Origin of the sequence: Bradyrhizobium sp. CCGUVB14 (assembly GCF_024199935.1) — a bacterium.
Lineage (GTDB): Bacteria > Pseudomonadota > Alphaproteobacteria > Rhizobiales > Xanthobacteraceae > Bradyrhizobium.
The window spans coordinates 359,643-383,814 of record NZ_JANADS010000001.1 but is presented as its reverse complement, the minus strand read 5'-3'; the positions used below and the strand labels follow the sequence as shown (position 1 = coordinate 383,814).

The following is a 24,172-nucleotide window of genomic DNA, read 5'->3' as shown; positions in this document are numbered from 1 at the left end:
TCATTCCAACACTTCGTCAAACCAAGACTTCGTCAAAGAACCTTCCGGGGAAGTTGAACCACATGACCAACCTTCGTCTCTTGCTGCTTGCCACGACGGCTCTGACCGCGATGCAATTCGCAAGCTCCGCATCGCATGCGCAAAGCGCGCCGCCGCTCGTGGTCGCGCAGGCCCAGCCAGAATTGGGCCCTGACGGAAAACCGAAGCAGCCTCCGAAGGAAGCGCCAAAGGGTCCGCCGCCCGCCGCGCGCCCGGCGGCACCGCCTCCGCCAGCCGCACCACCCCCTGCTCCGCCCAAGGCACCGGCCGCGCCGCCGCCGGCGGCTGCCCCGCCGCATCCGCCCGCCGCACCTCCGCCGGCTGCTGCGCCCGCACGTCCGACGCCACCGCCTCCGCCGCCCGCGACGCATCAGGCTCCGCCGCCACCCCCGCCGCCGCCTGCTGCCCCCAAGGCGCCGACGCCGCCTCCGGCCGCGGCTCCGCAACAGCACGCTCCGACACCGCCGCCGCCTCCAGCGGCAGCCCCGCAGCAGCACGCACCGACACCGACTCCGCCGCCCGCGGCAGCACCGGCGCGCCCGGCGACCCCGCCGACACCTCCGCCTCCGCCTGCGGCAGCCACACCACCCTCAGCGGGACCTGCCGCACGGCCTGCGCCGGCGGCGACGCCAGTTCCGACTCCGACGCCCACTCCGTCGCCCGCAGCACCGGCAGCTCGCCCGGCCACGACGCCTGCTGCCCCGACGACCACTCCGACCGCGACGCCGGCGCCCGGCACCACGCCGCCCGGACGCCCCGGCGGCGCTCCTCCGGCTGCAGGGGCACCCGCTCCAGGCGCCACGCCGGCGCCAGGTGGCACCCCGACGACGCCGTCCGGACGTCCCGGCCCCGGTGGACCGCCGGCCGCAGGAACACCCGCTCCAGGCGCCACCCCGGCCCCGACGGCAACGCCGGCTCCCGGCGGCGCGGTGACCCAGCCTCCCGGACGTCAGGGTGGAGCGCCTGCCGGCGCGCCGGCAGCCGGTGCTCCGCCTGTGGCACCGCAGGCCGGCGCCGGGCCGCGTCCGCCGGCGCCGCCGCCCGGCGCCGCGGCGCCGACTGTCGTCCCTGCGACGCCAGCCGCAGCACCGCCGCCGGACAAGGCGCAATACGCCCCGCCGACGGTTCAGCCGGCCTTCCGCGCCGCGCCGACCATTGCCGCTCCGCTGCCGCCTGCGCCGCGTCCGCCGCAGCGTGACCTGACGCCGCTTGCGTTCGGCGCGGGCGTCGTGGCCGGTGCCGTGATCGGCGCCACCATCGCCGACTACCGCAATCAGCGGCAGGAGGTCGTCGAAGGCGGCCGCACCGTCTACACCGAGCCGGATCGCATCATCATCCGCGACCCGGGCGGGCAGGAATACGTCCGCGGCAACGATCTCTATCGCTTCCGCTACGGTGCCCGCGACATCCGCACCGAGACTGTCGGCGGCGAAACCCGCACCGTCGTGATCCGTCCCGATGGCAGCGAGGTGATCACCGTGGTCGGTCCGGACGGTTCGCTGCTCCGCCGAATCCGCCGGGACCCCCGCGGGCAAGAGCTTGTCATCATCGACAACAGCTACCGCGATCCGCGCGCGGTCGGCGGCTTCTATGTCGACGTACCGCCGCCAGTCGTGAACATTCCCTATGATCGCTACATCGTCGATGCCCAGGAAGCGACGCCGGACGTGATCTACGAGACCATGGAGGCACCGCCGGTGCAGCGGATCGAGCGGCGTTATTCGCTCGACGAGATCCGCTACTCGCCGAACGTCCGCATGGCGATGCCGAGCATCGACGTCAACACGATCAACTTCGAGACGGGATCGTGGACCATTCCGCCGGATCAGGCGGCGCGGCTGCAGGTGATCGCCGACGGTCTCAACCGTGCGATCCAGCGCAACCCGCGCGAGGTGTTCCTGATCGAGGGACACACCGACGCGGTCGGCAACGACGTCGACAATCTGTCGCTGTCGGATCGCCGTGCGCAGTCGGCGGCCGAATTGCTGACCCAGCAGTTCGGTGTGCCCGCGGAGAACCTGACCTCGCAGGGCTACGGCAAGCAGTACCTGAAGGAGCAGACCGACGGGCCGAGCCGCATCAACCGGCGCGTCACCGTCCGCCGCATCACGCCGCTGCTCAATGGTGGCACGGCTTCGTTGCCGCCGCCCCCGCCCGGCACCACGCCGCCGCGCCAGTAAGGCGATCGCAAAAAGAAAATGGCCGGGAGCGATCCCGGCCATTTTTGTTTTGGATGCTTTGCGCGACGCTGCGGAACGGCGCGAGCTCGTAGGATGGGCAAAGGCGCGTAGCGCCGTGCCCACGATCTCCTCCATCATGGACAGATGGTGGGCACGGCGCGAAGAGCGCGCCTTTGCCCACCCTACGGCACTACTCCTTGTCGTTCTCGAGCTTGAAGATCTGCGAGCCTTCACTGCCCGAGAGCAGGCCGGTCTTCGAATAGAGACCGAGCTTGGTGCGCGTGTCGGCGATGTCGAGATTGCGCATGGTGAGCTGACCGATGCGGTCGGCCGGCGTGAAGGCGGCGTCTTCGACCTTCTCCATGCTGAGCCGCTCCGGCGCATAGGTGAGGTTCGGGCTCTCGGTGTTGAGGATCGAATAGTCGTTGCCGCGACGCAGCTCGAGGGTGACCTCGCCGGTGACGGCGCGCGCGACCCAGCGCTGCGCGGTCTCGCGCAGCATCAGCGCCTGCGAGTCGAACCAGCGGCCCTGATAGAGCAGGCGTCCCAAGCGCATGCCGCTGATGCGGTACTGCTCGATCGTATCCTCGTTGTGGATGCCGGTGACGAGCCGCTCATAGGCGATGTGCAGCAGCGCCATGCCGGGCGCTTCGTAGATGCCGCGGCTCTTCGCCTCGATGATGCGGTTCTCGATCTGGTCGCTCATGCCGAGGCCGTGGCGGCCGCCGATCGCATTGGCTTCGAGGAACAGCGCGACCGGATCAGAGAAGGTCTTGCCGTTCAGAGCGACGGGCTGGCCCTCCTCGAAACGCACCACGACCTTCTCGGCTTTGACGTTGCAATCGTCACGCCAGAACGGCACGCCCATGATCGGGTTGACGATCTTGATGCCGCTGTCGAGGCTTTCGAGGTCTTTTGCCTCATGGGTGGCGCCGAGCAGATTGCTGTCGGTCGAATACGCCTTCTCGGCGCTCATCTTGTAGGCAAAGCCCTGCGCCGTCATGAACGCCGACATCTCGGCGCGGCCGCCGAGCTCGTCGATGAACTGCTGGTCGAGCCAGGGCTTGTAGATGCGCAAGGACGGGTTGGTCAGCAGGCCGTAGCGGTAGAAGCGCTCGATGTCGTTGCCCTTGAAGGTCGAGCCGTCACCCCAGATGTTGACGCCGTCTTCCTTCATCGCCGCGACCAGCATCGTGCCGGTGACGGCGCGCCCGAGCGGCGTGGTGTTGAAATAGGTGATGCCGCCGGTCGAGATGTGGAAGGCGCCCGACTGGATCGCGGCGATGCCCTCGTGGACGAGCTGGGTGCGGCAATCGACCAGCACGGCCTTTTCGGCGCCGAACGCTTCGGCCTTGCGCGGGATCTCGTTGTAATCGGCTTCGTCGGGCTGGCCGAGATTGGCGGTATAGGCGTAGCAGCGCGCGCCCTTCTGCTTCATCCAGAGCAGCGCCGCACTGGTGTCGAGACCGCCCGAAAACGCGATGCCGACTTTCTCACCCTTGGGCAGGCTTTTCAGGATCGTGGTCATGGGGCTTCCAATCGGGTCTCAAGGGGCTGATGCCGGGGTGTAGTTTGACCGCGCGAATATCAAATTTCGCGGGGCTCGGCACCCCTTTAATGGCTCAAATCGACGGTGCGGGGCCGGTCTTGCCGCCGAACAGGCGCTTGCGGAGGCGGTAGGCGGGCATGTTCAGCCGGGTCAGGGCGGCATCGACCGCCTCGTCCGAAAACCGGGTCCGCGGCCAGCGGTAGATCAGTGCGTAGCCGAACCAGATCACGATGAAGGTGACGAGGCCGGCGGTCGCGACATCGGTGAAGAAGTGGCCGCCGAAGGCCATGCGGAGCCCGCTGGTCGCGGCGCCGAACACCACTGCGCCGGCATAAGCGAGCGGCCGCCATGCCGGCGGCGCCAGCGCGGCGGGCGCCAGCGTCCAGAACGCCGTTGCGCCTTCGCCCGAGAAGAACGAGCAGTTGCGCGCGCAATCGCCGCGCGGATCCCACCACGCCACGAACTGCTGATCGCCGGCAAACTCGGTCACCACCACCGGCCGCGGCCGGCCCCAATAGGTCTTGAAGGTGAGATTGGTGAGGATGCCGGCCGACAGGATGATCGTGACGAGCAGGAACACGATCGCGCGCCCCGACACCATCAAGGGACGATCGGGCCGGATCATCTTGACCACGAGCGCGACCAGCGGAGGCAGCACGAACGCCCAGGACACCCACATCGCAGCATCTCGCGCGATGCCGGCCCATTCGTTCAGCTTGAGCGGAAAGGTTTTTGTCTCGGGGTCGAAGAACAGCGCGGCGAGCTTGAGATCGAGCTCGGGATAGAGGCCGAAAACGACGCCGATCACGAGCCACAGCGCCAGGGCGATGAAGAGTCCGGTACGGTTCATGGCGCGCGGTTTAGCGGAGGCAAGCGAGGATGAAAACCCCGGAATCCGTCATTGCGCGCCGCTATTCCGGCCTCGAATTCAACGGCAGCGGCGGAGGCGGCTTGCGCGGCGGCGGCGGGATGCGCCAGGCGCCGGCATTGCGGCCGGCGATCAGCCAGTAGACGACGCCGGCAACGATGCCCGCGCCGGTCATGATTTCGAGGTGACGGCGCACGATGCCTTCGAACTGAAACGTATCGGGGTGGAACGGGATCAGCCCGAGATAGCAGGCGAGCCCGACGAGGCCGCCGCCGACGGCATAGGCAAGCGCACTGCGGATATAGAGCGCCTCGGTGATCGCGACGATCACCGCCGCCGGCACCAGCGCGAAACCCGAGACGAAGATGAAGCCGAAGCCGAGCAGGATGTCGATCGTGCCCTCGTCGACAGGACCGGCGCCGAGATCGGAAAATTCCGGGAACAGCAGCGCGCCGACGACGATCATGCCGCCGACGAAACAGGCGGCGAAAAAGCCGATGAAGATGACGACGAGGCGGCCGATCAGGGACATGACGCAAAAACCACCACTGCCGTCATTGCGAGGAGCACTTGCGACGAAGCAATCCAGACTGCTTCCGCGGCGACATTCTGGATTGCTTCCGCCTTCGCTCGCAATGACGAGGAGGCGACAGCACGAACAGATCTAGCTAATCCGTCATCGCCATGGCGCGCAGCGCCTGGCGCTCGCGGGCCGACAGCTTTTCCGTCTCCGACTTGAGCTGACCGCAGGCGGCGAGAATGTCGCGGCCACGCGGGGTGCGCACCGGCGAGGAATAGCCGGCGTTGAAGATGTATTCGGAGAACTTTTCGATCTGGTCCCAATCCGAGCATTCATAGGCCGTACCGGGCCAGGGATTGAACGGGATCAGATTGATCTTGGCATGAATGCCCTTGAGCAGCTTGACCAGCAGCTTGGCATCGTCGAGCGAATCGTTGACGCCCTTGAGCATCACATATTCGAAGGTGATGCGGCGCGCGTTGGAGGCGCCGGGATAGTCGCGGCAGGCCTGCAGCAGTTCCTTGATCGGGTATTTGCGGTTGAGCGGCACCAGCTCGTTGCGCAGCTCGTCGCGCACCGCATGCAGCGAGATCGCGAGCATGACGCCGATCTCCTCGCCGGCGCGCACGATGTTCGGCACCACGCCCGACGTCGACAGCGTGATGCGGCGGCGGGAGATGCCGATGCCTTCATTGTCGCCGACGATCAAGAGCGCATCGCGCACCGCGTCGAAATTGTAGAGCGGCTCGCCCATGCCCATCATCACGATGTTGGTGACGCGGCGCGTGCCGTCCTCGCGATCGGCCCAATCATTGAGGCGATCGCGCGCGACCATGATCTGGCCCACGATCTCGCCGGCGGTGAGGTTGCGCACCAGGCGCTGCGTGCCGGTGTGGCAGAACGAGCAATTCAAGGTGCAGCCGACCTGCGAGGAGACGCAGAGCGTGCCGCGGTCGGTCTCGGGGATGTAGACGCACTCGACTTCATGCGCCTTCTCGACATTGTCGCCACTCGGCAGCCGCAGCAGCCATTTGCGGGTGCCGTCATTGGAGATCTGCTCGGCCACGACTTCGGGCCGGTCGACCGTGAAGTGCTGCGCCAGCTCCGCGCGAATGCCCTTCGAGATCGAGGTCATGTCGTCGAAGCTCTGGGCACCGCGGAAATAGAGCCAGTGCCACAGCTGCTGCACCCGCATCTTGCGCTGCGCAGGCGCGACGCCGATGTCGCCAAGCCGATCGGCAAGCTCGGTGCGCGACAGTCCGATCAGCGACGGTCTTGCCGGCGGCACATAGGTTTCGAGCGGAGTCTTCTCCACCAGGATTGCGTCGCGCGGCTCGGTCGTCGGTTGCATCGGTTGCCTGATATCTCTCGTCGTGCCCGGGCTCGTCCCGGGCATCCACGTTGTTCTGGCCCGTGGCTAGCACGTGGATGGCCGGGAAAAGCCCGGCCATGACGGCTGTACCTTTGGGATACGTCTATATAGCAACCGGAACCGCCGATTGCGACCGTGGCTATTGCCTAGCCCTAAAGGCCTAAGCCGGCAGCCTTAACGCCGGCAATCCTGCGAGATCCGGTCCAGCGCCTGGGCGAGGCCCTTCAGCGAGAACGTGTCGGTCGTCTCCGTCCCCTTGGCCGAAACGCCCTTGACCACGAGATCGGCGGATTTGCGCATGGCCTCGACCATCCGCTCCTCCTCGGCTGCATTCTTGATCCAGAGGCCGTCGCCCTGCGTGTACATCGCGAACGCGGCGCCCCCGACCTCGACCGAGGATTCCGAGCCCGGCTTCAACGCATAGCCGATCATGACCGAGACTTCGTTGTTCACCTTCTCGGCCGGGCGGGTCGAGACGAAGGCATAGGCGGGATCACGTGGCCGGTTCGGCGGATTGGTCTTCGACGACGAGGGCTTGGCCAGCGCAAAACAGACCTTCTTGCCGTTGGGCGTCGCCGAATAGGCGCCCCAGGTGCCGAACTGGCCGATCAGGGTCGGCTCGGCGCCGCCCGCAACCGCCGCGGCAGGGGCAGCCGGTTTGCTCTCGGGCTTGGCAGCGGTTTTTGCGGCGGCAGGGGCTGCCGGCTTCGCCGCAGCCTTCGGCGCCGGTTGCGCGGGCTGCGCCGTCTGCGCCCGCGCGGAATCGGCGATTCCACAGGCCATCACGCCAGTCATCAAAGCTAAAATCAGCACCCGCCACATGCTGGAGTGGTTCCCTCAATATTGTGACTGGAAGATGGCCCGGCCGTGGGTTGTCCCCGTCGCAGGGATAACCGGGAAAGTCCAATTTGGGAAGGCAGTTAGCGGGTCAGCCCTTGGATCGCGCGGCGCGTTGCTCGGCCCATTGCGCATCGGTCCAGCGCAACAAATCCTCGGCGCCGGAACTGCGCAAATGCGCGCCACCGTCGATCACCACCATCTCGCCGTTGATGTAGCCGGCGCGGTCCGAGACCAGGAAGCTGGCGAGATCGGCCAGCTCGCTGTGCTCGCCGGTGCGGCCCAGCGGATTGCGCGAGGTCCAGCCCTCGTCGCGGCCCTCGGGGCGGAGCTGGCCCGATGCGCCGGCGGTCGGGAACGGTCCGGGTGCGATCGCGACGGTGCGGATGCCCTTCGGGCCCCACTCGACCGCGAGGCTCTTGGTCATCGCCAGCACCGCCGATTTCGCCATCGCCGAGGGAACCGTGAAGGCGCGGCCGGTGATGGTCGAGGTCGAGAGGATCGACAGCACGACGCCATTGTGCCTGCCGTCGATCCAGCGCTTGCCGGCGGCGAGCGTGCAGTACATCGCACCATGCAGCGTCGGCGCCAGGATCGCGTCCGCCGCGCGGAATGACAGATGCTCGCTCTGCGCGATGAAGGTCGCGGCAGCATTGTTGACGAGGATGTCGAGCGGCGCCTCCCGCCAGATCGCATCCATCATGTTGTCGACGGCGGCACCATCGCGCACATCGCACGCGATTGTCGTGACCTTGCCATCGGTCTCTTGGCGCATCTCGTTCGCCGTTGCATCGAGCCGGTCGAGCTTGCGGCCGCAGATCACGAGCTCGGCGCCGAGCGCGAGAAAGCGACGGCCCATCGCGGCACCGAGGCCGGAGCCGCCACCGGTGACGAGGATGCGCTTGCCCTTGAGCAGACCTGTTTCAAACATCGTTTGAATCCTTCTTTTTGTTCTTCGGTCCTTGCGAGCGCAGCGAAGCAATCCAGAGTCCGTGTCACGGAAAAAATCTGGATTGCTTCGCTTCGCTCGCAATGACGGAAGGATAGGCCTTCGCATTGCTCAAGACAAAGAATCCGGATTGTCCGGTCGCAGTAAATCCGGCAGAAACAGGCCAACCATAACTCCACTCGAAACGCCCCAAGGTGCCGCCATGAAAGCCATCCTCTGCTCGCAATATTGCCAGCCCGACGATCTCGTGCTCGCCGATGTGCCGGATCCGGTGGCTGGTCCCGGCGAAGCCGTGATCGCGATCAAGGCGGCGGCGCTGAACTTCTTCGATATCCTGATGATTCAGGGCAAGTACCAGATCAAGCCGCCGTTCCCGTTCTCGCCGGCCGCTGAAGTCGCAGGCGTGATCGAGAGCATCGGCCCCGGTGTCACCGACCTCAAGGTCGGCGATCGCGTTGTCGCCTCTTGCGGCCACAACGGCGCGCGCGAAAAGATCGCGCTGCCGGCGGCAGGAATCGTGAAGATCCCCGACAATCTCGACTATGACCGCGCGGCCGGCATCATCATCATCTACGGCACCGCGCTGCATGCGCTGGAAGATCGCGCGAGCCCGAAGCCGGGTGAGACGCTCGCAGTGCTGGGCGCTGCCGGCGGCACCGGCCTCGCTGCTTGCGAGCTCGGCAAGCTGATGGGCCTGAAGGTCATCGCCTGCGCCTCGTCGGACGAGAAGCTCGCATTCGCCAAAGCGCATGGCGCCGAGCTGACGCTGAACTACGGCAAGGAAGATTTGAAGGAAGGCCTGCGCAAGCTCACCGGCGGCAAGGGCGTCGACATCATCTTCGATCCGGTGGGTGGCGCCTATGCCGAGCAGGCGCTGCGCTCGATCGCCTGGGAAGGCCGTTTCCTCGTGATCGGCTTTGCCGCCGGCGACATTCCCAAGATGCCGCTGAACCTCGCGCTCTTGAAGGGTTGCGACATCCGCGGTGTGTTCTGGGGCGCCTGGACCCGGCAGAACCCGGAGAAGAACCGCGCCAATCTCGAGAAGCTCGTGAAGTGGACGGCGGAAGGAAAGATCTCCTCCCATGTCGACCGCACCTTCCCGCTGGCGCAGACCGCCGACGCACTGAAGGTGCTCGCGGGACGCCAGGCCATGGGCAAGGTGATCCTGCATCCGTGAGGCGACACAATCGCAATGACTGCCCCGGCGAATAGTCCTGGCGAAAGCCAGGACTATTTTGGAGCGTGCGATCGCGCCTCCACCTCGTCCACGCCGCTCGCGAGCGCGGCGCCGTCTGGTTGAGTCCTCCTCAACCATCGCCGCCAAAATTGCGGTGTATTCCCCCGCTCCGCCTCAATCAAACCCAACTATTTCCCAATTCGCGCCAACCGCCGTCGTTTTTTGGGCTGATTCAAATTGCGATTTACCGGTTCCAGTTTGCCGGGGCGCTTCTGGACAACAATAAAAAGACTGAAGCCGGGAATGCCCCTGCGTTGCGTAGTAATGGGGAGCATCACCATGGAGACGACGGCAAATCGCCCGTCGAAGGAGTCGAGAGCGCTCGACTTCGATCGAGCCGCATCAAATCCGTCGACCGCGTCCTTTATTCGTGCGCGCGCCGCGCGGGCCGATCTTTCGCAGGACGATCCAATTCCACTGTTCTTGTCCGATCCGCTCGGTGCGCCGGACCCAAGCGAATATGCGCCCGTGGAGGTGCGTTCCAGAATGGTCCCGCGTGTGCTCGCGGCCGTTCTGGCGGCATCCGCCCTGGCAGTCCTGGTCACACTGTTTCAGCCCGATTTTCGCAACCTCTTGCCCGCCAGTGCCGGTAACTGGGTGGGCTTCGCGCCGGAGCAGGCCATGGCGAAGGCCAGCGCGCCGGCCATCCCGCAAACCCCGCTCAAGGATCCGGCCCGCGCGACCGACCCGAGGCCGGTGAGCGCCGACGCGCAGAATGTCCCTGCACCGTCGACCCCGAGCCGCGAAGCGATCGCGACCGCCTATCAGACGGCATTGCAAGCCCAAACGCCTGTGGCCCTGCCCGCGCCCGTCGCGGCGGCGCCTGCACCGCCTCCCCCGGTCAAGACGCTCGACGCCGACACGCTGGCCGGGCTGATGACGCGCGCGAAGAGCCTGCTGAAGATCGGCGATATCGCGGCAGCCCGCCTGCTGCTCGAACGCGCGGCCACTGCGCAGGATGCGACGGCGGCGCTTCTGCTGGCGCAAACCTATGATCCGGCGGTGCTCGGCACACGCGACACACGGAGCGTCAATGCCGACGCTGCGGCCGCTCGCGACTGGTATCAGAGAGCCGCAGCGCTCGGATCGTCCGAGGCAGAACAGCGCCTCGCTCTCCTCTCGAACTAGAACGGTTCAGGTGACATCATGCGTAACACTTTGAGAATGGCGCTTGCCGCCATCATGACGATCTCTGCCTTCGCCGCACGCGCCGAGCAGACCGAATATGACCCGGCCAAAGTCTCGGACAGCCTGAAAGCCATCTTCCAGTTCGGCTCGAGCTCGACCAAGCAGGCGTTGAACGCCAACACCGTCACGCTGATCACCGGCACGATCGGCGGCACCTATGTGCAGTTCGGCGCCGACCTCGCCTCCGTGCTCGACGACGGCAACAAGATCCGCGTGCTGCCGATCGTCGGCCGCGGCTCGGTGCAGAGCGTCGCCGACATCCTGTTCCTGCAAGGCGTCGATCTCGGCGTGGTGCGCGCCGATACGCTCGACTATCTCGAGCGCAAGGGCTTTGCCAAGGACATCAAGCGGCAGTTCACCTATGTGACGAAACTCTACAACGAGGAGATGCAGGTGATCGCGCCGAAATCGGTCGCGACACTGAAAGACCTCGAAGGCAAGACGGTGAGCGTCGACCTGCCGAATGGCGGCACCTTCGTCACCGCGCTCACCGTGTTCGAGCGGCTCGGGATCAAGGCCAAGTTCGTCTATGTCGAGCAGCGCATCGCGATGGAGAAGCTGAAGGCCGGCGAGATCGATGCCGTGATCGTGGTCGGCGGCAAGCCGTACAAATCGGTTTCGACCTTCGGCAATGACGGCCGCTTTCACCTTGCGAAGGTCGACTATGCCAAGCCGCTCCAGAACGACTATCTGCCGGCGACGCTGACCGCCAAGGACTACCCCAACCTGATCAAGGACGGCGAGAGCGTGGACACCATCGCGGTGCCGGCGGTGCTCGCGGCCTATAATTGGGCGCCCAACACCGAGCGCTATCGCAAGATCGCGCTGTTCGTGGACGCGTTCTTCACCAAATTCCCCGCGCTTCAGAACCCGCCGTTCCATCCCAAATGGAAGGAGGTTTCGCTCGCGGCGCCTCTGTCCGGCTGGAACAGGTTGCCGGTGGCGCAGCAATGGCTCGACCGGCACGGCGTCGAGCCGGTGACACAGCAACGCTTCGAGGCGTTCCTGAAGCAGAGCCCGACAGGTGCGAAAGTGTCTGACGCGGACAGGGAAACGCTGTTCAAGCAATTCCAGGCGTGGGATGCGGAAAAGGCGCGGGCGGAGAAGAAGTAGCTTTCTCAAAGTCGTCCTGGCGGAAGCCAGGACGACGCCCGCTTCTACGCCACTTCAGCCTCATCCACCCCGCGCTTGAGCGCAGCGCGCGCGGCCTCGCGATGCTCTGTCGTGATATGGCTGGCGACCATGCGAATGGCCGTCGCGAGCACGGCAGCGTCATCGGTGAAGCCGAGCACCGGCATCACGTCGGGAATGAAGTCGAACGGCAGGATGAAATAGGCGATCGCACCCAGCAGCGACGCCTGGACATGGCGCGGCGTCTGGCGGTCGAACGCACAGTAATAGGCGGCGAGCAGATCTTCGGCAAACGGCAGATGCGCGACGACGCGCTTCAGCTTGCGCCAGAAACGACGACGCACGCTTTCGCGATCTTCCGCGAGCCGATCGGCCGGCTCGAAGCCGACGCTGTGTTCGGCAACCATCTTTGGAAACTCCCGCTCAACCCGGCGCGGCTGAAGGCCGCATCCGACAACGATCACAAGATGGGGATGCGGCTCCGGCCCGCAAGGCGTCAGCCCTGCGTCAGCCTGGCGATCGCGTTCATCGCGGTGGCAAGCTGAACGTCGAGCTTGGTGACGCCGCCGGCGTCATGGGTCGACAGGACCACCTCGACCGTCTTGTAGACATTGCGCCATTCGGGGTGGTGATCCATCTTCTCCGCGACCAGCGCCGCGCGGGTCATGAAGCCGAAAGCCTCGTTGAAATCCTTGAAGACAAAGGTCTTCCCGATCCCTTTGCCGTCCTGGACCTCAGCCCAGCCGGGAATACCCCCCAACGCCTGCTTGCGTGCATCCGCCGATAGAAGCTCTGCCATGGTGACCTCCGTTTTCAGGGGAACTTTACCCTAACACCGTGCTTACGCCCCGGGTTCATGCGGCAATTCGCCGATCCGCTAACCATGACGGAGATGTAACCCTGCGGAACAAGAAATTTGCTACAATTGCGGGCGTAAATCGCCGGCCAAGATGAAACTGAGCCTGAAGCGCCTGTTTGGGAGATCGATGACCGGGGCATCCGACCTGGCCGAAACGCCCTCTCCGCCTTCGCCGCGATCCGCGGCGCGGAAGACGGCGCTCGTGTCGCTGGCTCTGGTGTTCGCCATCGTCGGCGCACTGGTCGGCGGCTATTATTTCGCGATGCGACCGGTGACGCTGAAGATTGCGGTCGGTCCCGCCAATAGCGACGACGTCAAGGTGGTCCAGACGCTGACGCAGGCCTTCGCGCAGAGCAAAGGCTTCGTGCGGTTGCGCCCGATCCAGACCGACGGCGCCACCGCCAGCGCGGACCTGCTCGCCGAGGGCAAGGCCGATCTCGCCATCGTGCGCGGCGATCTCGATGTCCCCAAGAACGCGCAAGCCGTCGCGACGCTGCGCAAGAACGTCGTGGTGCTGTGGTCCGTGCCCGGCAAGGGCAAGAAGAAGGGCGCGAAGATCACCAAGATCGCGCAGCTCGCCGGCCACCGCGTCGGCGTCGTCGGCCGCACCCCGGCCAACGTCAATCTGCTCAAGGTGATCCTGCAGCAATACGGCGTCGATCCCGCCAAGGTCGAGATCGTGCAATTCCCGGCGAGCGAAGTCGCCGAAGCGATCAAGGCCCAGAAGGCCGACGTCTATCTCGCGGCCGGCCCCGTCAACAGCAAGATCACGGCGGACGCGATCGCCGCCTCCGCGAAGGATGGCGGCACGCCGACCTTCCTGGCGATCGATTCGGCGGACGCGATCGCGCAGAACCATCCGGTCTATGAGGCGTCTGAAATCCCGGCCGGCACGTATGGCGGCTCGCCCGATCGTCCCGACGACGAGGTCAAGACCATCAGCTTCTCGCACCACATCGTGGCGCGCAAAGGCCTGTCCGAGACCACGGTCGCGGCCTTCACCCGACAGCTCTTCGCCGTACGCCAACAATTGCTGACCGATTTCCCGCAAGCCGCGAAGATCGAGACGCCCGATACCGACAAGGATGCGGTGATCCCCGTGCACCCGGGCGCGGCCGCCTTCGTCGACGGCGAGGAGAAGACCTTCCTCGACAAGTACAGCGACTACATCTGGTGGAGCCTGATGGCGCTTTCGGCCACGGGCTCGATCGGCGCCTGGTTCGCGGGCTATCTGAAAAAGGACGAGCGCGACAACAACAGCCATCTGCGCGAACGCCTGCTCGACATGCTCGCCGCCGCGCGCAAGAGCGAGACGGCTGACGAGCTCGACCAGATGCAGGCCGAGGCCGACGAGATCCTGCGCGACACGCTGCGCTGTTACGACCACGGCGCCATCGAGGAAGGCGCACTGACCGCCTTCAACATCGTGCTCGACCAATTCCACGCCGCGGTCGCCGACCGCAAGGCGGTGCTGCTCAGCCTGCCGCAGAACCTGCAGCGCACCGGCGCGCAATTCCGGGCCGCCGGCAACGCATAAGCGCTTGCGCGCGTAATTGCCGCGTCACATTGTCTCAATATAGCGTCGGACTTCATCCTGGCCACCGCCGTCTCGGCGGGCCCGCCGCGCGATATCGAGAGCATCGCCATGAAGATCAAATTCTCCCGCCGTCGTTTCCTCACCACCAGCGCCGGTGCGCTCGGCGCGATCGCGATGCCGCATCTGTCGCGCGCGGCCGACCGGCCTGCGGTCACCCACGGCGTGCAATCCGGCGACGTCACCGTCGACGGCGGCGTGGTCTGGGCGCGCACCGACCGGCCCGCGCAGATGCTGGTCGAGGTCGCAACGACGGATACCTTCAAGGATGCCCGCGCACTGCCGCCGATCGCGGCGCTGCCGGAGACCGACTTCACCGCGAAGATGCTGGTGGACAATCTTCCTGCCAGCCAGGACATCTTCTATCGCGTCCGCTTCCGCGATCTCTCCCACACCGCCATCGAAGGCGAGCCGGTGGTCGGCCGCTTCCGGACCGCGCCGGCCGACCGCCGCGACGTCAGCTTCGTCTGGGGCGGCGACGTCGCCGGCCAAGGCTGGGGCATCAATCCCGATGACGGCGGCATGGTCACGTTCGCAGCCATGCGCAAGCACCGGCCGGATTTCCTGCTGCATTCCGGCGACACCATCTACGCCGACGGCGTGATCCCCTCCGAGGTGAAGCTTGCCGACGGCAAGGTCTGGAAGAACATCACCATCCCCGAGAAGGCCAAGGTCGCCGAGACGCTGGACGAGTACCGCGCCGCGCACAAATACAATTTCACCGACGACAATGTTCGCGCCTTCAATGCCGAGGTGCCGATCTTCGTGCAGTGGGACGATCACGAGGTGACCAACAACTGGTCGCTGTCGAAGGATCTGCCCTCGACCTACAAGGTGCGCGACATCTCGCTGCTCGCCGCGCGCGCGGGGCGCGCGTTCCACGAGATGTATCCGATGCGCGAGAGCATCGTCGAGCCGGGCCGGGTCTATCGCAAGATTTCCTACGGCCCGCATCTCGACGTGTTCGTGCTCGACGAGCGCAGCTATCGCGGCGGCAACGGCGCCAATCTCGAGACGGAGTACGGCCCGGCCAGCTATTTCCTCGGGCCGGAGCAGATGGCCTGGCTGAAGCGCGAACTGCTCAACTCGCGCGCGACGTGGAAGGTGATCGCCTCCGACATGCCGCTCAGCCTGATCGTCTATGACGATGCCACCAACAAGAAGGGTTCGGAAGCGTTCGCGCAAGGCGACGGCCCGGCACGCGGTCGCGAGTTGGAGATCGCCGACATCCTGCGCTTCATCAAGATGGCGCCGATCAGGAACACGGTGTGGCTGACGGCGGACGTGCACTACGCCGCCGCGCACTACTACGATCCGAACAAGGCGCAATTCCAGGATTTCGAGCCGTTCTGGGAATTCGTCTCGGGCCCGCTGCACGCCGGCACGTTCGGTCCGAACGAGCTCGACAACACGTTCGGCCCCGAGGTGCGTTTCATCAAGGCGCCGGGCCTCGACAAGCAGAACCTGCCGCCGTCCGCCGGCATGCAGTTTTTCGGCCACGTCAAGATCGACGGCGCCTCCGGCCAGATGACGGTGACGCTGCGCGACCGCGCCGACGTCGCGCTGTGGTCGACTACGCTCGATCCGAAGTTCGCCTGAGACTACCGCGCCGTCACGCGCCGCGCGCCTGCAACGCCGCCTCCAGCGCATCGCTGGAGCACGGCTTTTGCAGCCGCGGACGCGTGGCAAATTGCGCCGGGATGCTGGTCTCGGCGCCGTAGCCGGTCACGAAGACGAAGGGAATCTCGAGGGCTGCGAGCCGCTCGGCGATCGCAAAACTCTTCTCGCGGATCAGCTCGACGTCGAGCAGTGCGAAGTCGGGCGCGCGCGTCGTGATCGCATTCAGCGCCTGCGCCACCGAACCCACGGTGCGCACGTTGATCACGCCAAAGCCGAGCAGTCGATCCTCGAAATCGATCGCGATGATCGGATCATCCTCGACGATCAAGACGTCGGCAGGGATGGCGGCCGCGCCGTCGGGGGAAACAGGTATCATGATCCTGGCTGCTATCGAGGGCTGCATTTTTCTACCGATCTGGACAGCCTCATACCGACGCCTGCGCCCAGCGCATCGGAGGGTTCCCGGAACGAAACTCACCACAGAACAGTTTTGACGTCTGTCCACATGTGCACACAACGGACGGACGGAACTGACTAGAGTTGGGAAGGAGAGCAGGGGATTTGCGATGGACGTGCGGATCAGCAAGACAAACGAGATCGACAGCCGCCCTGCCAACAATCTGCTACGCCGCCTCAATCCGGCGGATTATGCGCTGCTCGCGCCGCATGTTGGCGTTGACGACGTCGGCGCGAACCATTTGCTCTACAGTCCCGGCGACGATGTCCAGGTCGTGCACTTTCCCTGCGGGCCGTCGCTTGCGACGTTCCTCGTCCCGAACGAAGACGGCCGCGATGTCGAGACCATTCTGGTCGGCCGCGAGGGCGCAGTGGGCGGCATCGTCAGCGAGGGATTTCTGCCGGCCTATACCCGCATCTGCGTGAAATTCGGTGGCCCGTTTGCGCGTATTCACGTCGGCAAGCTGGAGGCGGCCAAGGCGCGTTCGCCGTCGCTGCGCAATATCTTCGCCCGCTACGCCGACTGCATGCTGGCGCAGATTTTCCAGTCGACCGCCTGCAACGCCATCCACTCGATCGAGCAGCGCACGGCGAAATGGATCATCGCGGCGATGGAGCGGACCGGCGACGAGAGCAGCGTGCCGCTGACGCATGAGCAGCTCGCCACCTTGCTCGGGGTCGGGCGCAGCTACGCCAGCCGCGTGCTGCAATCGTTCAAGGCCGAAGGCGTGCTCGACACCAGGCGCGGCGCGATCCTGGTCCGCAACCACGACGGCCTTCGGCTGCGTGCCTGTCTCTGCAACGACGCCGTGAAGATGCATTTCGAGGAGGTGCTGCGCGGGGTCTATCCGACCGAGGAGACGAACAGCAGCTCCCTCCAGGGCTAGCCGGGGCGGCCGTCCCGCGCATAAAGGGCCGATTTGGCCCGCTATCGCCCAAGCTCCGGGGATTCCCGGACAAAATTCAATCAACCAACCCCGAAAGAACGCATTGTTTTTTGGCGTTTTTTCCCTATATTGCGCCGCAAACGCATAGGCTACCCGGTCGATATGGCCGGGTTTCCTTTTAGGGCGTAGCAGGCCCCGTTTTTCACGTTTCAGCGTTGTCCGAGAAGAGGTCCCGGCTTGACCGGCGAGATCGCGCTTAACCCATTGTCCGACCGCAAAGAAGCTCACTCATGAATCTTCGTAACGTCGCCATCATCGCCCACGTCGACCACGGCAAGACGACCCTCGTCGACAAGCTCCTCCAGCAGTCCGGTACGTTCCGCGAGAACCAGAAGGTCACGGATCGCGCCATGGACTCCAACGATCTGGAGCGCGAGCGCGGCATCACCATTCTGGCCAAGGCGGCCTCGGTGCAGTGGAAGGACACCCGCGTCAACATCGTCGACACCCCAGGCCACGCCGATTTCGGCGGTGAGGTCGAGCGCATCCTGAACATGGTCGACGGCGCGCTGGTGCTGGTCGACGCCGCCGAAGGCCCGCTGCCGCAGACCAAATTCGTGGTCTCCAAGGCGCTCAAGGTCGGCCTCAAGCCGATCGTCGTCATCAACAAGGTCGATCGCCCCGATGCGCGCCCGACCGAAGTCATCAACGAGGTGTTCGACCTGTTCGCGGCGCTCGACGCCAGCGAGGAGCAGCTCGACTTCCCGATCCTCTACGGGTCGGCCAAGCAGGGCTGGATGGCCGAGAGCCCGGAGGGTCCGCAGGACAAGGGCATGGAGCCGCTGTTCGACCTGATCCTGCGCCATGTCGCGCCGCCGAAGGTCGAGGAAGGTCCGTTCAGGATGATCGGCACCATTCTCGAGGCCAACCCCTATCTCGGCCGCATCATCACCGGCCGCATTTCCTCCGGTCAGCTCAAGCCGAACCAGGCGGTCAAGGTGCTGAACGCCGAAGGCAAGCTGGTCGAGTCCGGGCGTATCACCAAGATCCTGGCGTTCCGCGGTCTCGAGCGCACGCCGCTCGAGGAAGCCGAAGCCGGCGACATCGTCGCGATCGCGGGCCTGACCAAGGGCACCGTCGCCGACACCTTCTGCGATCCCACCGTCGAGGTGCCGCTGCCGGCGCAGCCGATCGATCCGCCGACCGTGTCGATGTCGTTCATCGTCAACAACTCCCCGCTCGCCGGCACCGAAGGCGACAAGGTGACGAGCCGCATGATCCGCGATCGTCTGCTGCGCGAAGCCGAGGGTAACGTCGCGTTGCGCGTGGTCGAGGCCGCCGACAAGGACGCGATGGAAGTCTCGGGCCGCGGCGAATTGCAGCTCGCGATCCTGATCGAGACCATGCGCCGCGAGGGCTTTGAGCTCTCGGTGTCGCGCCCGCGCGTCGTGTTCCAGAAGGACGAGGCCACCGGCGGCGCCTTGGAGCCGATCGAGGAGGTCGTGATCGACGTCGACGAGGAGCATTCCGGCGTCGTCGTGCAGAAGATGAGCGAGCGCAAGTCCGAGCTGATCGAGATGAAGCCCTCGGGCGGTAACCGTCAGCGCCTGGTGTTCTACGCGCCGACCCGTGGCCTGATCGGCTACCAGGGCGAACTGCTCACCGACACCCGCGGCACCGCGATCATGAACCGCCTGTTCCACGGCTACGCCCCCTACAAGGGCGAGATCCAGGGCCGCCGCAACGGCGTGCTGATCTCCAACGACCAGGGCGAGGCGGTGGCCTACGCCATGTTCAAGCTGGAAGATCGCGGCCCGATGATGATCGAGCCCGGCTGGAAGGTCTACAAGGGCATGATCGTCGGCGAGCACACCCGCGACAACGATCTCGAGATCAACGTGCTCAAGGGCAAGCAGCTCACCAACATCCGCACGACGTCGAAGGACGAAGCCGTCCGCCTGACCCCGCCGATCCGCATGACCCTCGAAAAGGCGCTGGCCTATATCGAGGACGACGAGCTCGTCGAGGTCACCCCGAAGTCGATCCGCCTGCGCAAGAAGCATCTCGATCCGAACGAGCGCAAGCGCGCCGAAAAGGCCAAGGAAGCGGTGGCGTAAGGCTTTCGCTCTCTCGTGCCCCGGACGCAGCGCAGCACGCTAGTGGTGCGCTGCTGAGCCGGGGCCCAGTTACTTCACCACCCACACATCGCCTCGACATCGTCCTGGGTCCCGGCTCTGCGCCGCACCGCTGCGCGCTGCGTCGCGTCCGGGACACGAGAACGGCATATCTGGCCGGCTTCAGCACATCCTGCGAACGTGCTAGAGCCCACCCATGTCCTTCCCCTCTTCCGTCGACGTCGCGATCATCGGCGCCGGTGCCGCCGGCCTCGGCGCAGCGCACGCGCTGGCAGGCTCCGGCCGCGCCGTGATCGTGCTGGAGGCGCGCGACCGGCTCGGCGGCCGCGCCTGGACCGTGCAGGCCTCGCCTGAGGTCACTTTCGACGTCGGCTGCGGCTGGCTGCACTCGGCGGACAAGAACTCCTTCGCTCCCATCGCACGCGCGCTCGGCTTCGAGCTCAACAAGGACCTGCCGCCCTGGAGCGAGCGCGCCTATGGCAATGCGTTTCCGCAAAGCGACCGCGACGATTTCATGCGCGCGATGGACGCGTTCTACGAGCGGCTCTGGCAGGCCGCGCAGAAGGGCATGGACCAGCCCGCGAGCCTGAGCCTCGAGCCCGACAATCGCTGGAATCCGATGATCGACGCGATCTCGACCTATATCAACGGCTGCGAACTCAAGGACATGTCGACGCTCGACTGGGACGCCTACGAGGACAGCGAGCTCAACTGGCGCGTTCGCCGCGGCTATGGCGCACTGGTTGCGGCCTATGGCGCACCATGTCCCGTCGCGCTGAACTGCAACGTCACGCTGATCGATCATTCGAGCAAGCACGTTCGCATCGAGACATCACAGGGCACGCTGACCGCGGCCAAGGTGATCGTCACCGTGCCGACCAATCTCATCGCCGATGAGGCGATCCGCTTCTCGCCGCCCCTGCCGGTCAAAGTCGATGCCGCGCGCGGCCTGCCGCTCGGCGTCGACGACAAGGTGACACTGGCACTCGACGATGCCGAAGCCTTCCCGAAAGAAGGCAATCTGCGCGGCGCCACCATGCGCACTGAGATGGGCACCTACCATATCCGCCCGTTCGGCCAGCCCTGCATCGAAGGCTTTTTCGGCGGCAGCTTTGCACGTCAACTCGAAGCCGCCGGCGACGGCGCCATCGCCGCGCACAGCATCGACGAGATCGCAGGCTTCCTCGGCAACGACATCCGCCGCAAGCTGAAGCCGCTCTACGAGTCGCGCTGGGGGCATGATCCGTTCGCGCGAGGCTCCTATTCGCACGCGCTGCCGGGGCATGCGGGGGACCGCGCGGTGCTGGCCGCACCGGTGGATGGACGGTTGTTCTTCGCGGGCGAGGCGACCTCGCCGAATTTCTTCACGACGGCGCATGGCGCGCGGGATAGCGGGGAGCGGGCAGCGAAGGAAGTTTTAGCTGCGAAGCGCTAGCCTATCCCCAGCGTCGTCCCGGCCGAAGGCCGGGACCCATACCGCGTGATCTCTGGATGAACCTCGATCGCAGTACCGCGGATTGATGCCTTAACTTCTAGCCTTCGCCAAACTCAGGCCTGTGGTTATGGGTCCCGGCCTTCGCCGGGACGACATCGAGTTTGTGGCGCCGCTATCGAGTCACTCGATCACCCTTGCCCGTAAATCTGCATCCGGCACGAAACACACCTCGTACTTGCCAAAGATGCGATAACGGTTGTGCGCGATGAGGCTGTAGGCCGCATTCCGTAGCGGCTTCGGCACGGCGAACAGCACGCGCACCCAGCCCCAGCCGGGAAGCAGCGAGAGCACCGTCAGCGCGGCATCGGACTTCATGAACACCTCGCCGCTGTGAACGACGGCGTTCGTATCAGGATCATCCGGATCGATACCGAACGTCCGTGCGAGCTTCGCGCCATAATCCGACTGGATCGGTGTAAATCGAAACCGTTTTGCCGCGTCGCGCTGCGCGACGAAGCGGACCCAGCGCGAGCAGAAGATGCAGACGCCGTCGAACAGGATCACGTCGTCGTCAGGCCATTTCGGCATCAGCGATTATCCAGCATCAGAAGTGCGACCAGCATGAGCACGATAGCCGGCCCTGTTTTCACCAGCGCGCCGAGCGGCTCGATCCAGAGGTCGGGCGTCAGGATCGCTGCGCCGAACATATAGCAGAGTGAGGCGACGATGCCCGCAACGAGCCCGACCGCAGCCGTGCGGCGGAAAGCGATCAGCACGCCGATGCTCATGTCCATCAGGCTGGTGCCGATGGTGATGGGAGCGACCAGCGCCGGCGGGAAGCCGTGCGCGGTGAGAATCCCGGCGGCGGCGCGATACGACACGAACAGCGCAATGAAGCCGGAGACGAGCCAGAACACGACCAGGCTCGCTACAATTGGCGCCTTGACCAGGAACAGCCGGGCGAACCATTTATCCTGGATGGTGGCGGGATGATGCCCGATCGTCTCGGCCAGCGTCTTCGGCACGATGCCGGTCGCGGCGATCCACGCCGAGGGATCACCGCTCACGCCGCGGCGCAGCTCGGCGATGGCGGTGGAGCGCATCGGGGGCATCCAGCCGAGGTAATTGGCGAGATCGCCAATTCTTGCGCCGAGATCGAGCATGAAGGACGGCATCGCGACATGCGGCCAGCCGGCCGTGCCGAACGCATGACGGAACTGCTTGACGACGCCGGCCATCGTGATCGGCTCGGATTGCATCAGGTCCCAGCTCACCGCTTTCACAGATGCATCGTCGATCTCGCGCACGGCGAGCCAGGCGATGGTGGCCGAAATATCCTCGACCGCGACCGACTGGAATCGTGTTGCCATCTCCTTATCCGGCAGATCGAGCGGAAAGGCGGCGAGGGCGCGCAGCATGGCGCTGCCGCCATAGGCTGACGGCGCGACCACGAAGCCGGGCCGCAGGATAGCGTGGGGAATGTGAGACGTCGCAATCAGCCGCTCGGCCTCACGCTTGGTCGTGGCGAAGGCGGTGCGATCGGCTTCGGCCGTTCCGGGAATCGAGATGTGCACCAGCCGGATCGCACGACCGCTGCCGGCGATGGCCTGAAGCAGGCGCGCGACGAAATCGCGATGCACGGCACTGGTATCGCTGCCGGGGCCATCCTGGAGCACCCCGAGGCAGTTCACGACGACATCCACTGCGTACTCACTCAGCAGGCGCATCAGCGCCGCCGCGTCGAGCGACAAGATCGGCAGCGCGATATCGAGCGCACTCATTGCCTGCGCGGGCGACAGGCTGCGCGCCAGACCGACCACGCGAAACCCTCGCGCGCGCAGATCGTCGGTGACGAAGCGGCCGATCAGGCCGGAGGCGCCGAGCACCAAAATGGTTCGCTGGTTCATCGCGTCCTTCAAAACGGTTTTGCGACCATCAGCCAGAGGATCGCCATCGTGGCGCCGAAGCCGGGGAAGCCGAACGCGAACCAGCGGCGGAACAGGGTGAAATAGCGCTGCGGCAGCGCCATGCGCTGCTCGGCGGCCTTGCGCGCAAGGTCGCGCATCTCGATCTGCATGAAGACGACGGGGATCCAGAACAAGCCTGCAAAGACGTACAGCGCGAGCGAGGCCAGCAGCCAGCGTTCGGTGATCGGCGTCGCCGAGAGCATCATCAGCAGGCCGCCCGTGACCGGCTGCAGGACCACGGCCGACAGCGTGAAGATCGCATCTGCAATCACCACCACGGACGCCGTGCGTGCGATGAACGCCGCGTCGTTGGTGCGATGGGCCATCAGCATGAAGAAGGCGATGCCGGTTCCGGTGCCGAGGATGACGATGGCGCCGAGCACGTGCAGATATTTGACCAGGAAATACAGCGTCATGGCTTCTTGGTCGCCACAGGCTTTGGCAGGTTCAGCGCGCGCGCGAGCTCGCTGCTTGCGGCCTGGACGCCGGCATCCAGCTCGATCATCCAGTGGCCCTCACTGCCCACGGCCGGCAGGATGCGGACATCGTCCCTGCCGCCGCCACGGCGAAACGCATTCGCGATCTCTTTCGAAAAGGCCGGTGCAAAATAACTGTCATTGGCTGCGACCAGCGATGTGACGGGAATGCGCGCCGCCCTGCCGAATTCGGCCGCAGCCGCGAGCAGCGTATGGGGCGCGCAAACCTTGTTCGGCTCGTCATTGGCGTGACCGCCGCGTCCGGGCGCAAACGCAATGATGGCGGAGATGGTCTTCGGATCGGCATCGGCAAGCGCCAGCGCGCCCCAGGCGCCTGCGGAATGTCCGATCACGACGGCTGCATCCTTGCGGATAAAATCCTGCTTCTGCAGATAGTCCAGCGCGAGCGAAATTTCCTCCGCGGTGGCGCGGCCGGCGCGGGCGTAGTCCGCTTCGTCGCAGCCGCCCTGGTCCTCGACATAGCGGCCACCGGTTGCACCGTGGCCCAGCCGCTCCGGCACCAGCACGGCAAAGCCACGCGCGACGAGAAACGCTGCGAGCGCGCGATATTCCGGCTGCGGCATTTGCGCGCGACGCAGCACGTTCTGCGTCGATGCATGCGCAATCACCGCAAGCCGGAACGGACCGCTGCCTGCGGGACGAAACAGCAGCGCGCGCGCGGCAATGTCGGCATCCGGCGACGGCACCCGCCATTCCTGGCGGCGAAACGGCTCGCTCTCCGCGCCCGATGCCCCGAACGTGATCTGCGCGCACACAGGCGACGCCGCCAGCAGGACCAGCAGAGACAGGAGCGCAGTTGTGTTGAAGAGCCGCATGAATGGCCGAGGGCGAACACGGATAGTGCAGGCGAGA

General features: G+C 65.5%; 22 protein-coding genes. 9 read left to right on the top strand and 13 right to left on the bottom strand.

What is annotated here, in order from left to right:
• Positions 1-62 precede the first annotated feature (62 nt).
• Positions 63-2,219 (top strand): OmpA family protein, encoded by a 2,157-nt coding sequence (locus tag NLM32_RS01855; protein WP_254127572.1) that lies wholly within the window; start codon positions 63-65, stop codon positions 2,217-2,219.
• A gap of 190 nt (positions 2,220-2,409) precedes the next feature.
• On the opposite strand, the gene argG is transcribed toward NLM32_RS01855, so the two are convergent.
• From argG to NLM32_RS01825, 6 genes are all read right to left on the bottom strand, one after another.
• Complete coding sequence (gene argG / locus NLM32_RS01850) at positions 2,410-3,747, bottom strand: argininosuccinate synthase (RefSeq protein ID WP_254127570.1); 1,338 nt, start codon at positions 3,745-3,747, stop codon at positions 2,410-2,412.
• A gap of 94 nt (positions 3,748-3,841) precedes the next feature.
• On the bottom strand, positions 3,842-4,618 hold the full coding sequence (locus tag NLM32_RS01845; RefSeq protein ID WP_254127568.1) for a phosphatase PAP2 family protein: 777 nt from the start codon (positions 4,616-4,618) through the stop codon (positions 3,842-3,844).
• A gap of 61 nt (positions 4,619-4,679) precedes the next feature.
• Complete coding sequence (locus tag NLM32_RS01840; protein ID WP_254127566.1) at positions 4,680-5,168, bottom strand: hypothetical protein; 489 nt, start codon at positions 5,166-5,168, stop codon at positions 4,680-4,682.
• A gap of 136 nt (positions 5,169-5,304) precedes the next feature.
• The gene (rlmN, locus tag NLM32_RS01835; RefSeq protein ID WP_254127565.1) at positions 5,305-6,507 is read right to left on the bottom strand and encodes a 23S rRNA (adenine(2503)-C(2))-methyltransferase RlmN; all 1,203 of its coding nucleotides are present in this window, start codon (positions 6,505-6,507) and stop codon (positions 5,305-5,307) included.
• A gap of 195 nt (positions 6,508-6,702) precedes the next feature.
• The gene (locus tag NLM32_RS01830) at positions 6,703-7,350 is read right to left on the bottom strand and encodes an invasion associated locus B family protein (RefSeq protein WP_254127563.1); all 648 of its coding nucleotides are present in this window, start codon (positions 7,348-7,350) and stop codon (positions 6,703-6,705) included.
• 106 nt (positions 7,351-7,456) lie between these two features.
• Complete coding sequence (locus NLM32_RS01825; protein WP_254127561.1) at positions 7,457-8,296, bottom strand: SDR family oxidoreductase; 840 nt, start codon at positions 8,294-8,296, stop codon at positions 7,457-7,459.
• A gap of 220 nt (positions 8,297-8,516) precedes the next feature.
• Between NLM32_RS01825 and NLM32_RS01820 the strand changes: the two genes are divergently transcribed.
• The 3 genes from NLM32_RS01820 to NLM32_RS01810 all read left to right on the top strand — a co-directional run bounded on the left by NLM32_RS01820 (position 8,517) and on the right by NLM32_RS01810 (position 11,852).
• Positions 8,517-9,491 (top strand): NADPH:quinone oxidoreductase family protein, encoded by a 975-nt coding sequence (locus NLM32_RS01820; RefSeq protein WP_254127559.1) that lies wholly within the window; start codon positions 8,517-8,519, stop codon positions 9,489-9,491.
• Positions 9,492-9,830: 339 nt separating this feature from the next.
• Positions 9,831-10,679, top strand: a complete 849-nt coding sequence (locus NLM32_RS01815; RefSeq protein WP_254127557.1) for a hypothetical protein — start codon at positions 9,831-9,833, stop codon at positions 10,677-10,679.
• A gap of 18 nt (positions 10,680-10,697) precedes the next feature.
• Positions 10,698-11,852: a TAXI family TRAP transporter solute-binding subunit gene (locus NLM32_RS01810; RefSeq protein WP_254127555.1), complete on the top strand. Its 1,155-nt coding sequence runs from the start codon at positions 10,698-10,700 to the stop codon at positions 11,850-11,852.
• A gap of 44 nt (positions 11,853-11,896) precedes the next feature.
• Here the strand turns inward: NLM32_RS01810 and NLM32_RS01805 are convergent, their stop codons facing one another.
• Both NLM32_RS01805 and NLM32_RS01800 read right to left on the bottom strand, forming a co-directional pair.
• On the bottom strand, positions 11,897-12,277 hold the full coding sequence (locus NLM32_RS01805) for a YkvA family protein (RefSeq protein ID WP_254127553.1): 381 nt from the start codon (positions 12,275-12,277) through the stop codon (positions 11,897-11,899).
• Positions 12,278-12,366: 89 nt separating this feature from the next.
• Positions 12,367-12,669 carry a 4a-hydroxytetrahydrobiopterin dehydratase gene (locus NLM32_RS01800; RefSeq protein ID WP_254127549.1) on the bottom strand — a complete coding sequence of 101 codons (303 nt, stop codon included), beginning with the start codon at positions 12,667-12,669 and terminating at the stop codon, positions 12,367-12,369.
• A gap of 151 nt (positions 12,670-12,820) precedes the next feature.
• Here NLM32_RS01800 and NLM32_RS01795 point away from each other — a divergent pair, with 151 nt between their 5' ends.
• Both NLM32_RS01795 and NLM32_RS01790 read left to right on the top strand, forming a co-directional pair.
• Complete coding sequence (locus tag NLM32_RS01795) at positions 12,821-14,266, top strand: TAXI family TRAP transporter solute-binding subunit (protein ID WP_254127547.1); 1,446 nt, start codon at positions 12,821-12,823, stop codon at positions 14,264-14,266.
• A 108-nt stretch (positions 14,267-14,374) separates the two neighbouring features.
• A complete protein-coding gene (locus NLM32_RS01790) occupies positions 14,375-15,922 on the top strand; it encodes an alkaline phosphatase (RefSeq protein ID WP_254127545.1) in 1,548 nt (515 codons plus the stop codon).
• Positions 15,923-15,935: 13 nt separating this feature from the next.
• Here the strand turns inward: NLM32_RS01790 and NLM32_RS01785 are convergent, their stop codons facing one another.
• Entirely contained in the window at positions 15,936-16,319 is a 384-nt protein-coding gene (locus NLM32_RS01785) for a response regulator (RefSeq protein WP_254127543.1), read from the bottom strand.
• Positions 16,320-16,509: 190 nt separating this feature from the next.
• Between NLM32_RS01785 and NLM32_RS01780 the strand changes: the two genes are divergently transcribed.
• The 3 genes from NLM32_RS01780 to NLM32_RS01770 all read left to right on the top strand — a co-directional run bounded on the left by NLM32_RS01780 (position 16,510) and on the right by NLM32_RS01770 (position 20,856).
• Positions 16,510-17,286 carry a Crp/Fnr family transcriptional regulator gene (locus tag NLM32_RS01780; protein WP_254127541.1) on the top strand — a complete coding sequence of 259 codons (777 nt, stop codon included), beginning with the start codon at positions 16,510-16,512 and terminating at the stop codon, positions 17,284-17,286.
• 290 nt (positions 17,287-17,576) lie between these two features.
• Positions 17,577-19,403, top strand: coding sequence for a translational GTPase TypA (gene typA, locus NLM32_RS01775; RefSeq protein WP_254127539.1), 1,827 nt, complete (start codon positions 17,577-17,579; stop codon positions 19,401-19,403).
• 214 nt (positions 19,404-19,617) lie between these two features.
• Positions 19,618-20,856 carry an NAD(P)/FAD-dependent oxidoreductase gene (locus tag NLM32_RS01770; RefSeq protein ID WP_254127530.1) on the top strand — a complete coding sequence of 413 codons (1,239 nt, stop codon included), beginning with the start codon at positions 19,618-19,620 and terminating at the stop codon, positions 20,854-20,856.
• A gap of 180 nt (positions 20,857-21,036) precedes the next feature.
• Here NLM32_RS01770 and NLM32_RS01765 read toward each other — a convergent pair whose 3' ends face one another.
• From NLM32_RS01765 to NLM32_RS01750, 4 genes are read right to left on the bottom strand one after another with little or no spacing between them, the layout of a single operon-like run.
• Positions 21,037-21,444: a thiol-disulfide oxidoreductase DCC family protein gene (locus tag NLM32_RS01765; RefSeq protein WP_254127528.1), complete on the bottom strand. Its 408-nt coding sequence runs from the start codon at positions 21,442-21,444 to the stop codon at positions 21,037-21,039.
• A complete protein-coding gene (locus tag NLM32_RS01760; RefSeq protein ID WP_254127526.1) occupies positions 21,444-22,763 on the bottom strand; it encodes an SDR family oxidoreductase in 1,320 nt (439 codons plus the stop codon). The genes NLM32_RS01765 and NLM32_RS01760 overlap by 1 nt, the downstream gene beginning before the upstream one ends.
• A gap of 8 nt (positions 22,764-22,771) precedes the next feature.
• Positions 22,772-23,239, bottom strand: coding sequence for a DUF2269 domain-containing protein (locus NLM32_RS01755; RefSeq protein WP_254127524.1), 468 nt, complete (start codon positions 23,237-23,239; stop codon positions 22,772-22,774).
• Positions 23,236-24,135, bottom strand: coding sequence for a dienelactone hydrolase family protein (locus tag NLM32_RS01750; protein WP_254127522.1), 900 nt, complete (start codon positions 24,133-24,135; stop codon positions 23,236-23,238). Before NLM32_RS01750 ends, NLM32_RS01755 begins: the two co-directional genes overlap by 4 nt.
• Positions 24,136-24,172: the final 37 nt, after the last annotated feature.

Excerpts from the sequence above, each read along its gene's own strand:
- NLM32_RS01855 (WP_254127572.1), top strand. The coding sequence starts at position 63 with ATGACCAACCTTCGTCTCTTGCTGCTTGCCACGACGGCTCTGACCGCG.
- argG (WP_254127570.1), bottom strand. The coding sequence starts at position 3,747 with ATGACCACGATCCTGAAAAGCCTGCCCAAGGGTGAGAAAGTCGGCATC.
- NLM32_RS01845 (WP_254127568.1), bottom strand. The coding sequence starts at position 4,618 with ATGAACCGTACCGGACTCTTCATCGCCCTGGCGCTGTGGCTCGTGATC.
- NLM32_RS01840 (WP_254127566.1), bottom strand. The coding sequence starts at position 5,168 with ATGTCCCTGATCGGCCGCCTCGTCGTCATCTTCATCGGCTTTTTCGCC.
- rlmN (WP_254127565.1), bottom strand. The coding sequence starts at position 6,507 with ATGCAACCGACGACCGAGCCGCGCGACGCAATCCTGGTGGAGAAGACT.
- NLM32_RS01830 (WP_254127563.1), bottom strand. The coding sequence starts at position 7,350 with ATGTGGCGGGTGCTGATTTTAGCTTTGATGACTGGCGTGATGGCCTGT.
- NLM32_RS01825 (WP_254127561.1), bottom strand. The coding sequence starts at position 8,296 with ATGTTTGAAACAGGTCTGCTCAAGGGCAAGCGCATCCTCGTCACCGGT.
- NLM32_RS01820 (WP_254127559.1), top strand. The coding sequence starts at position 8,517 with ATGAAAGCCATCCTCTGCTCGCAATATTGCCAGCCCGACGATCTCGTG.
- NLM32_RS01815 (WP_254127557.1), top strand. The coding sequence starts at position 9,831 with ATGGAGACGACGGCAAATCGCCCGTCGAAGGAGTCGAGAGCGCTCGAC.
- NLM32_RS01810 (WP_254127555.1), top strand. The coding sequence starts at position 10,698 with ATGCGTAACACTTTGAGAATGGCGCTTGCCGCCATCATGACGATCTCT.
- NLM32_RS01805 (WP_254127553.1), bottom strand. The coding sequence starts at position 12,277 with ATGGTTGCCGAACACAGCGTCGGCTTCGAGCCGGCCGATCGGCTCGCG.
- NLM32_RS01800 (WP_254127549.1), bottom strand. The coding sequence starts at position 12,669 with ATGGCAGAGCTTCTATCGGCGGATGCACGCAAGCAGGCGTTGGGGGGT.
- NLM32_RS01795 (WP_254127547.1), top strand. The coding sequence starts at position 12,821 with ATGAAACTGAGCCTGAAGCGCCTGTTTGGGAGATCGATGACCGGGGCA.
- NLM32_RS01790 (WP_254127545.1), top strand. The coding sequence starts at position 14,375 with ATGAAGATCAAATTCTCCCGCCGTCGTTTCCTCACCACCAGCGCCGGT.
- NLM32_RS01785 (WP_254127543.1), bottom strand. The coding sequence starts at position 16,319 with ATGATACCTGTTTCCCCCGACGGCGCGGCCGCCATCCCTGCCGACGTC.
- NLM32_RS01780 (WP_254127541.1), top strand. The coding sequence starts at position 16,510 with ATGGACGTGCGGATCAGCAAGACAAACGAGATCGACAGCCGCCCTGCC.
- typA (WP_254127539.1), top strand. The coding sequence starts at position 17,577 with ATGAATCTTCGTAACGTCGCCATCATCGCCCACGTCGACCACGGCAAG.
- NLM32_RS01770 (WP_254127530.1), top strand. The coding sequence starts at position 19,618 with ATGTCCTTCCCCTCTTCCGTCGACGTCGCGATCATCGGCGCCGGTGCC.
- NLM32_RS01765 (WP_254127528.1), bottom strand. The coding sequence starts at position 21,444 with ATGCCGAAATGGCCTGACGACGACGTGATCCTGTTCGACGGCGTCTGC.
- NLM32_RS01760 (WP_254127526.1), bottom strand. The coding sequence starts at position 22,763 with ATGAACCAGCGAACCATTTTGGTGCTCGGCGCCTCCGGCCTGATCGGC.
- NLM32_RS01755 (WP_254127524.1), bottom strand. The coding sequence starts at position 23,239 with ATGACGCTGTATTTCCTGGTCAAATATCTGCACGTGCTCGGCGCCATC.
- NLM32_RS01750 (WP_254127522.1), bottom strand. The coding sequence starts at position 24,135 with ATGCGGCTCTTCAACACAACTGCGCTCCTGTCTCTGCTGGTCCTGCTG.